We start from the raw sequence: 7,133 nt of genomic DNA, 5'->3' as shown, positions 1-7,133 counted from the left end.
TCCCGTACCAGTGAAGTCAGGATGATCAAGAGATCGCAGAGTGACCCGATTTTGATCCGCCGTCCGTGGCCCTCAATTCACCCGTTGCCGACAGGGTGGCGCTCCGCCACGTACGGCAGGTATCGCACCAGGGCGTGTGCCCAGATCAGGAGTATTCGCACGCGGGCGGTGGCTGCTCATCGGCCCAGCGGACGACGAGTCGATAGCTGCGAATGGCCTCGTCGATCGCGGCGGCGGAGCGGGGCTGTCGCGCGAGGGCGGACGCGGTCCGGTTGATCGCCCACATCCGCAACCGCATGATGTCATCGGCGCTGAGCCGGCCGGTGCGGGCGAACCGTTCCCGCTGCGCGCGCACGTCCCGCACGTCACCGCCACCAAGACCTGCCTCGGTCCGAGCGGCGGTCTCCTGCTCGGCGAAGTAGTGGTCGATGATACGGCGGGCGTCGGGCCCCTCACCCAAGGGACGGCTGGCCCCGATGCAGCCCGCAAAGGGATGAGTGCCGGCCTCCGCGCGGTGCCGCTGCCCCGAGGGAGGCCATCATCGCCCCGGCCCTGCGCGCCCTCGCGCCCGGCGAGGGGCGGGCAGGGCCGGCATCGGCGAGGAGGTCGAGCGGGCGGTGGTCGACCTTCTCGGCGGCCCGGTCGCGTGATCGGCCGCAGGCCGCTGCCGTCCGTGCGAGCAGCTGGTCGCACGGCCGGGTGGTGACCAGCCGCTCGGGTCCGAGGCCGAATCTCGCGGCGCGGGCGTAGCCGGAGGTGAGCCAGTGCAGCTGCTCCGGTGCGTGGGCGTCGGTGTCGAGGGCGAACAGGCACCCGGCGGAGGCGGCCAGGCGCAGCAGCTCGTCGGGTGGTTCACGGCGCTCGGGGCGGCAGTTGATCTCCACCGTCGCGACCCGCACCTCCTGGAGCAGGTCGCCCCAGCGCCGGTCCGCCCGCTCCTCGGGCGACTACCGTCGGCCGACCCGGGGCCGGGTAAGGCGGCCGCTGCGACCGTTGCCCGGCGTCGCCATGCCGATCGCCTCAGCCTCCTGTGCGTAGGCGCGTGTAGCCGCGAGGGGATTGGGCAGACGCGGGGCATGGACGAGGAGTACGTGGCGTGTCGGACCGCGTCCGGGACGCCCGTTGAGTACCCGGCCGTCCGTGCCGCGCGGCATGATGGTCGGGACGGCACGTCGCCGTCCCGACCGGTCAGGGAGCGCGCCATGCCACGGCCAGCCGATGAGCCCACCGGGGCCGAGGGGGAGCAGGACAGCGGGGGTCTGCACGTCGCGGTGGGCCGTGACGGGCCGGTGCGGATCGTCACCGTCGCGGGGGAGCTGGACCACGACTCGGCGGACGGGCTACGCACCGCACTCTCCTGCCCCGGTGACGACGGCATCGAGCGGATCGTGGTCGATTTCTCGGACCTGCGGTTCTGCGATTCCACAGGCCTGAACATCCTGCTGTACGCCCGGATCGAGGCCGAGGCCGCCGGGCTGCGCCTGGAACTCGCAGGCCTTCGCCCGATCGTGGCCCGGCTGTTCGAGGTCACTGGGGCCGACAGCGTGCTGCGGATCCATCCCGATCTAAAGTCGGCGCTGAACCCGGCCGACGGCCCGTCCGAGGACAGGGGCGAAAGGGACAGGGGCGGAAGCCCCGGATCGACATGAAGGGACCCAGCACGCACCGCCCCGGGCGAGCACCAGCAGCAGCCACCTGGGAGACGAAGCGGCTCGCGTTCGCCGGCAGCGAGGGCGCCGTTCAACGCAGCCGTGAGTTCAGCCGGGAGGCGCTGCGGTCCTGGCGCTGGCTGCCCGCCGTCAGCGAGGAGCAGCTGGCCGTCAGCGAGGACGTGCTGCTGATGGTCTCGGAGCTGGTCACCAATGCATGCCTGCACGCCCCCGGGGGGCCGCGTGAACTGCGGCTGAACTGGAACGGCGCCCGGCTGCGGGTGGAGGTCGCCGACGCCTGTCCGGTGCCGCCGCGGCTGCGCCCGTCGGTGGACCCGGGGCGGCCGGGCGGGCACGGCTTGCGAGTGGTCGACCGGCTCTCCCGCGCCTGGGGCAGCGTGCCCGAGGACGGCGGGAAGCTGGTTTGGCTGGAGGTTTCATTCCCGCTCGACCACCGCGCTGTCGACCGCTACGAGCAGCTGAGTTGACGGTACGTCAGTGCTATCCGGGGCGGTTCGGGTGGCGGTGCCGGATCGGGGTCCGGGTAGGGCTCGGGCGTGGGGAACGGCGGAATGGGCGGCGGGGGCGTCGTCGGATCGGGTTCCTCGCCCGGCCGCGGCGCCGGGTTGGGGTGGGGAATTGGTTCGGCGTCCGGATCCGGGGGCGTCGGAATGGTCATGGCGCACCTTCGTCGGGAGTGCCGGTTGGGCTCGTCGGGGTAACGGGCCGGGCATGCTCAGCGGCCCAGCGCGTTGGCCAGTTGGCGCTTGTTCATCTTCGAGCGGCCCTTGATGTTGTGGTGCTTGGCCTCGTTGTACAGCTGGTCGTAGGTCGGGCCCTGCGAGCCCTGGTGGGAGCGCCGTCCGCCGCGCCGGCCCGATGACATGTCGTGGATCGAACTGCGGCTGGCGCTCTTCGACTCCCCGTGCCGGGCGCGTTCCTTGTTGACCGTTCGGGCCGCGATCTCCTTGGCCCGCTTCTCGCTCTCGCCCCGGTCGAGCGCGCTCTCCTTGATGTGCTCGTACTGGCGTTCCCGCTTGGGGCTGGATCCTTGGGGCATGACCGCCCCTCCTTTCAGGATCGAGGCCGTTGCCTGGGCGCGTATACCCAGACAAACCGCAAGAAACCATCTGAAACGTGAATTCGATGTCGTGTGTCGGGTAGAACATTCGTGCGGCGGCCATGGCAGGTGACCGGGCCGCCCGGCATCCCGACATCTGGAGAGACCATCTCCACCTCCCTGGAAACAGCTCACCTCGGCGACCGGGACGTCCTCGTACCCTCCGGCACCCCGCCCGACCTGCAGTCGAGACCCACCGAGGCCGAACTGCGCTCGATGGGGAGGACCGAGGCACGTGAGCTCAGCGACGCGCTGTTCGCCCGACTTCCGCACCGCCGTCCGCCCGCTCCTCGCCGAACTGCCCCGGCGCGAGCAGACCGTGCTCAAACTCCGCTTCTGGGACGGCTGGACGCAGTCCCAGATCGCCGAGCGGATCGGCGTCTCCCAGATGCACGTCTCCCGCCTGCTCACCGCCACCCTGGCCCGGCTGCGCGAGCAGCTGGAGGACCGCGACGCGCCGGGCTGGCGAGACACGCCGGAGGAATCGGTCTGACTTCCGTGTTTCCGGCCCCCCGTAGCGGATAGCCGCGCTGCGGGGGGCCGGCGGCGTGAAGGAGGAGCATCGTGTCCCCGAAGGTTTCCGATCACATTCTGGAGCGGCTGCGCGCCTGGGACGTCGAGTACGTCTTCGGCTACCCGGGCGACGGCATCAACGGGCTGCTCTCGGCTTGGGGCCGAGCCGAGAACCACCCGGCGTTCGTCCAGGCCCGGCACGAGGAGATGGCCGCGTTCGAGGCTGTCGGCTACGCCAAGTTCTCCGGCCGCACCGGGGTGTGCGCCGCGACCTCGGGCCCGGGCGCGATCCACCTGCTCAACGGCCTGTACGACGCCAAGCTCGACCACGTCCCGGTGACGGCCCTGGTCGGGCAGACCGACCGCAGCGCCATGGGCGGCTCCTACCAGCAGGAAGTCGACCTGCTGAGCCTGTTCAAGGACGTCGCCGCCGAGTACTGCCAGATGGTGACCGTCCCCGAGCAGCTGCCCAACGTGCTCGACCGCGCGTTGCGCACCGCGGCCGCCCGTCGCACCGTCACCGCCGTCATCGTGCCCGCCGACGTCCAGGAGCTGGACTACAGCCCGCCGGAGCACGCCTTCAAAATGGTGCCCTCCAGCCTCGGCACCCCGCACTGGACGGTCCTGCCCGAGGACGGTGAACTGCGCCGGGCCGCCCAGGTGCTCAACGCGGGGAAGAAGGTCGCGATGCTGGTCGGGCAGGGCGCCCGGCACGCCCGCGAACAGGTCCAGGAGACCGCCGAACTGCTCGGCGCCGGCGTCGCCAAGGCGCTGCTCGGCAAGGACGTGCTGCCCGACGTGCTGCCGTACGTCACCGGGTCGATCGGCCTGCTCGGCACCCGCCCCTCCTATGAGCTGATGCGCGACTGCGACACCCTGCTCACCGTCGGCTCCAGCTTCCCGTACACCCAGTTCCTGCCCGAGTTCGGCCAGGCCAGGGGCGTGCAGATCGACCTCGACCCGTTCATGGTCGGGCTGCGCTACCCGTACGAGGTCAACCTCGTTGGCGACGCCGCCCGCACGCTGGACGCGCTGCTGCCGCTGCTGGTCCGCAGGGAGGACCGCGACTGGCAGCGCACCGTCTGCGACAACACCGAGCGCTGGTGGGAGGTGATGGAACGGCGGGCCGAGGTCGAGGCCGACCCGATCAACCCCGAGTACGCGATCCACGCCCTGGACCACCTACTGCCCGACGACGCCATGGTCACCTCCGACTCGGGCTCGGCCGCCAACTGGTACGCCCGCCACCTGCGCTTCCGCGCCGGGATGCGGGGCTCGCTGTCCGGCACCCTGGCCACCATGGGCCCGGGTGTGCCGTACGCGATCGGCGCCAAGTTCGCCCGCCCCGACCGGCCCGCGATCGCCCTGGTCGGCGACGGTGCCATGCAGATGAACGGCCTCGCCGAGCTGATCACCGTCGCCAAGTACTGGCAGCAGTGGGAGGACCCGCGGCTGGTGGTGGCGGTGCTCAACAACCGCGACCTCAATCAGGTCACCTGGGAGATGCGGGCCATGCAGGGCGCGCCGAGCTTCCTGCCCTCCCAGGAGCTGCCCGACGTCGACTACGCCGCCTTTGCCCGCACCCTCGACCTGGCCGCCGAGCGGGCCATCGGGCCCGAGGACGTACCGGGCGGCTGGCAGCACGCCCTCGATGCCGACCGCCCGTTCCTCCTGGAACTGCGCACCGACCCGGCCGTCCCGCCGATCCCACCGCACGCGAGCTGGGACCAGATCCAGGCAGCCACCGCGTCCGTGCTGCGCGGCGACAACGACCGCGCGGCGATGGTCCGCCAGGGCTTCAAGGCCAAGCTCCAGGAGCTCCTGCCCTCCTTCGGAGGCCGGCATGGCCGTCATTGACCTGGTCCGACGCGGCATCGACCTCACGCTGGGCAACATCCGCACCGGGCATTTCCAGCGCTCGCTCGCCCTGATCACCGCCGCCGAGATCTACCTGGAGCACGACCGAGCCGGCTTCGGCAACCGCGTGATGTGGTGGCCGGTGTGGCTCGGGCCGGTCAGGGCGGTGGCCGGGGTCGCGGGCGCGCTCAGCCCGGAGGGCGGCGCATCTCGACGTTGTAGCGCGCCATCGCCCAGCCGCCAGGCTTCTCCGCGATGCCCGCACGTGCAGCCAGGTGCCCTGGAGATGGGGCCGCCGCTGTTCGCTCCGTTGCTGATGAGCCTGGTCGGAGGGATGGGGCTGGTCGCCGCCGAACTGCGCCGGGAGTCCCGCGATGCCTGAGCAGCGCTTCCCCGGTTACGACGTGCTCTCCCAGCTGTTTGCGCCGGTAGCCGCCGTTGGCCTCACCGGCTGGTTGCGCACAGCCGCCCTCGCCCAGGCCCACGGCCTGGACGTGTCCGCCCACTGCGCCTCGCACCTGCACGCCCACGCCGCCGCGGCCGTCCCCGACTGCCGCCACCTGGAGTGGTTCCACGACCACGTCCGGATCGAGCGGCTGCTCTTCGACGGCACCCTCGACCACACCGGTGACACCGTCATCCCCGGCGCCGACGGCGCGCCCGGCCACGGGCAGCGCCTGGCCGCCTCCCGGGCGGCCGCGTACCGCACCGGATGACGGGCCGGGCCTACGGGACGGAAGGAGCCGACATGGCGAACAGCCCACCACTGGAACCCCGTGACGGGCTCGTCACCTGGAGCAGGCCATGGGCCGAGGGCACCCTGCTCACCCTCCTCGGGGAGCTCGACCGTGACTCGGCCGACGACTTGTGGAGCGCGCTCGACGACGCGCTGCGACGGCCCGGCACCGTGTTGGTGATCGACTGCGCCGGGCTGGGCTTCTGCGACTCCACCGGCCTCGACACCTTGCTCCGGGCCCAGGCCCGCGCGGCCGCGGAGGGCAGCCGCATCGACCTGGCCCGCCCCCGGCGGCTCGTCCGGTGGATGCTCCAACGGACCGGCACCACCCAACTGTTCAGCATCCGTGACACTCTGCCGGCCTGACCGGAAGGAGGAGGCCATGTCAGCCCCGGGAGGAATCGGCTCCTTGTCTCGGAGCCGCGAAGCGGCGGAGTGAGCTCGGGAGTTCTGGACGGGGCCGTTGTCAGTGGGCCTCGGTAGGTTGATCTCGTGCATCTCCGGTACTCGTATCGCATCTATCCGACTGAGGGTCAGCGCGCTGCGCTGGCCCGGACGTTTGGGTGCGCTGGTGTACAACGATGCTCTCGCGGCGCGCAAGGATGCCCGGAAAGGGGGCTTGCCGTACCCGAAGAGCGCCGATCTGCAGAAGCTGGTGATCACGGCGGCGAAGAAGACCGCTGGGCGGGCGTGGCTTTCGTCGGTCGGGGTGGACCCGCTGATCCAGTCTCTTCGGGATCTTGACACGGCCTGTCGGAACTTCTTCGATTCGGTGTCGGGCAAGCGCGCGGGGCGTCCGGTCGGGCTGCCCCGTTTCAAGTCGAAGCGGGACAACCGGCAGTCGTTGCGGTTCACCCGCAACGGGTTCCGCACCCGCGGCAACGGGAAGCTGAACCTGGCGAAGATCGGCGACGTGCGGGTGAAGTGGTCCCGCGCTCTTCCAACCGACCCGTCGTCGGTGACGATCGTGCTCGACCCGGCAGGTCGGTACCACGCCTCCTTCGTGGTGTGAGGTTCCCCCGACGTGCGGAAGGTTGCCGGAGATGGCCTGATGGGCCATGAGAAGGGAGCCTCTGCCATGGCTGCACCGGTGAAGTACCCGCCCGAGTTGCGACGGCGTGCGGTGGAGATGTATCGCACTGCCGACCCGAAGCCGGTGATCCGCAAGATGGCCCGCGACCTGGGCGTGCACCACGAGGCCCTGCGTAACTGGATCCGCCAGGACGAGGCGGACCGGGGCGAACGGGACGACCGGCTG

At 71.1% G+C, this 7,133-nt stretch carries 10 protein-coding genes and 3 pseudogenes; 10 read left to right on the top strand and 3 right to left on the bottom strand.

Annotation, left to right across the window (positions count from 1 at the left end):
* Positions 1-145 precede the first annotated feature (145 nt).
* Both ACIRYZ_RS46000 and ACIRYZ_RS45995 read right to left on the bottom strand, forming a co-directional pair.
* The gene (locus tag ACIRYZ_RS46000) at positions 146-460 is read right to left on the bottom strand and encodes a hypothetical protein (protein WP_402955574.1); all 315 of its coding nucleotides are present in this window, start codon (positions 458-460) and stop codon (positions 146-148) included.
* Positions 453-899, bottom strand: coding sequence for a hypothetical protein (locus ACIRYZ_RS45995; protein WP_402955572.1), 447 nt, complete (start codon positions 897-899; stop codon positions 453-455). The genes ACIRYZ_RS46000 and ACIRYZ_RS45995 overlap by 8 nt, the downstream gene beginning before the upstream one ends.
* A gap of 303 nt (positions 900-1,202) precedes the next feature.
* Here ACIRYZ_RS45995 and ACIRYZ_RS45990 point away from each other — a divergent pair, with 303 nt between their 5' ends.
* Together ACIRYZ_RS45990 and ACIRYZ_RS45985 are read left to right on the top strand one after the other, a co-directional pair.
* Positions 1,203-1,649, top strand: coding sequence for an STAS domain-containing protein (locus tag ACIRYZ_RS45990; RefSeq protein WP_402955569.1), 447 nt, complete (start codon positions 1,203-1,205; stop codon positions 1,647-1,649).
* A complete protein-coding gene (locus tag ACIRYZ_RS45985; RefSeq protein ID WP_402955566.1) occupies positions 1,646-2,137 on the top strand; it encodes an ATP-binding protein in 492 nt (163 codons plus the stop codon). Before ACIRYZ_RS45990 ends, ACIRYZ_RS45985 begins: the two co-directional genes overlap by 4 nt.
* 248 nt (positions 2,138-2,385) lie before the next feature.
* Here ACIRYZ_RS45985 and ACIRYZ_RS45980 read toward each other — a convergent pair whose 3' ends face one another.
* Positions 2,386-2,709: a plasmid stabilization protein gene (locus ACIRYZ_RS45980; RefSeq protein WP_402955563.1), complete on the bottom strand. Its 324-nt coding sequence runs from the start codon at positions 2,707-2,709 to the stop codon at positions 2,386-2,388.
* A 337-nt stretch (positions 2,710-3,046) separates the two neighbouring features.
* On the opposite strand from ACIRYZ_RS45980, the pseudogene ACIRYZ_RS45975 reads away from it, so the two are divergent.
* The 8 genes and pseudogenes from ACIRYZ_RS45975 to ACIRYZ_RS45940 form a co-directional block, all read left to right on the top strand.
* Positions 3,047-3,262, top strand: a pseudogene (locus ACIRYZ_RS45975) (sigma-70 family RNA polymerase sigma factor); the annotation flags it as partial.
* A gap of 71 nt (positions 3,263-3,333) precedes the next feature.
* A complete protein-coding gene (locus ACIRYZ_RS45970; protein WP_402955560.1) occupies positions 3,334-5,139 on the top strand; it encodes a thiamine pyrophosphate-requiring protein in 1,806 nt (601 codons plus the stop codon).
* Positions 5,126-5,521, top strand: coding sequence for a hypothetical protein (locus tag ACIRYZ_RS45965; protein WP_402955557.1), 396 nt, complete (start codon positions 5,126-5,128; stop codon positions 5,519-5,521). Before ACIRYZ_RS45970 ends, ACIRYZ_RS45965 begins: the two co-directional genes overlap by 14 nt.
* Before the next feature lie 58 nt (positions 5,522-5,579).
* Positions 5,580-5,855 (top strand): annotated as a pseudogene (locus ACIRYZ_RS45960) (enolase C-terminal domain-like protein); the annotation flags it as partial.
* Positions 5,856-5,887: 32 nt separating this feature from the next.
* Complete coding sequence (locus ACIRYZ_RS45955; protein WP_402955554.1) at positions 5,888-6,241, top strand: STAS domain-containing protein; 354 nt, start codon at positions 5,888-5,890, stop codon at positions 6,239-6,241.
* Between the two features lie 126 nt (positions 6,242-6,367).
* A pseudogene (locus ACIRYZ_RS45950) lies at positions 6,368-6,412 on the top strand (hypothetical protein); the annotation flags it as partial.
* 34 nt (positions 6,413-6,446) lie between these two features.
* Positions 6,447-6,887 (top strand): RNA-guided endonuclease InsQ/TnpB family protein, encoded by a 441-nt coding sequence (locus tag ACIRYZ_RS45945; protein WP_402955577.1) that lies wholly within the window; start codon positions 6,447-6,449, stop codon positions 6,885-6,887.
* 66 nt (positions 6,888-6,953) lie between these two features.
* Positions 6,954-7,133, top strand: a 180-nt coding sequence (locus tag ACIRYZ_RS45940) for a transposase (protein WP_402955551.1), incomplete at its 3' end; no start/stop codon positions are given.

Origin of the sequence: Kitasatospora sp. NPDC101155 (genome assembly GCF_044768305.1) — a bacterium.
Taxonomy (GTDB): Bacteria; Actinomycetota; Actinomycetes; order Streptomycetales; family Streptomycetaceae; genus Kitasatospora.
This window is presented reverse-complemented; position numbering and strand designations above follow the sequence as displayed.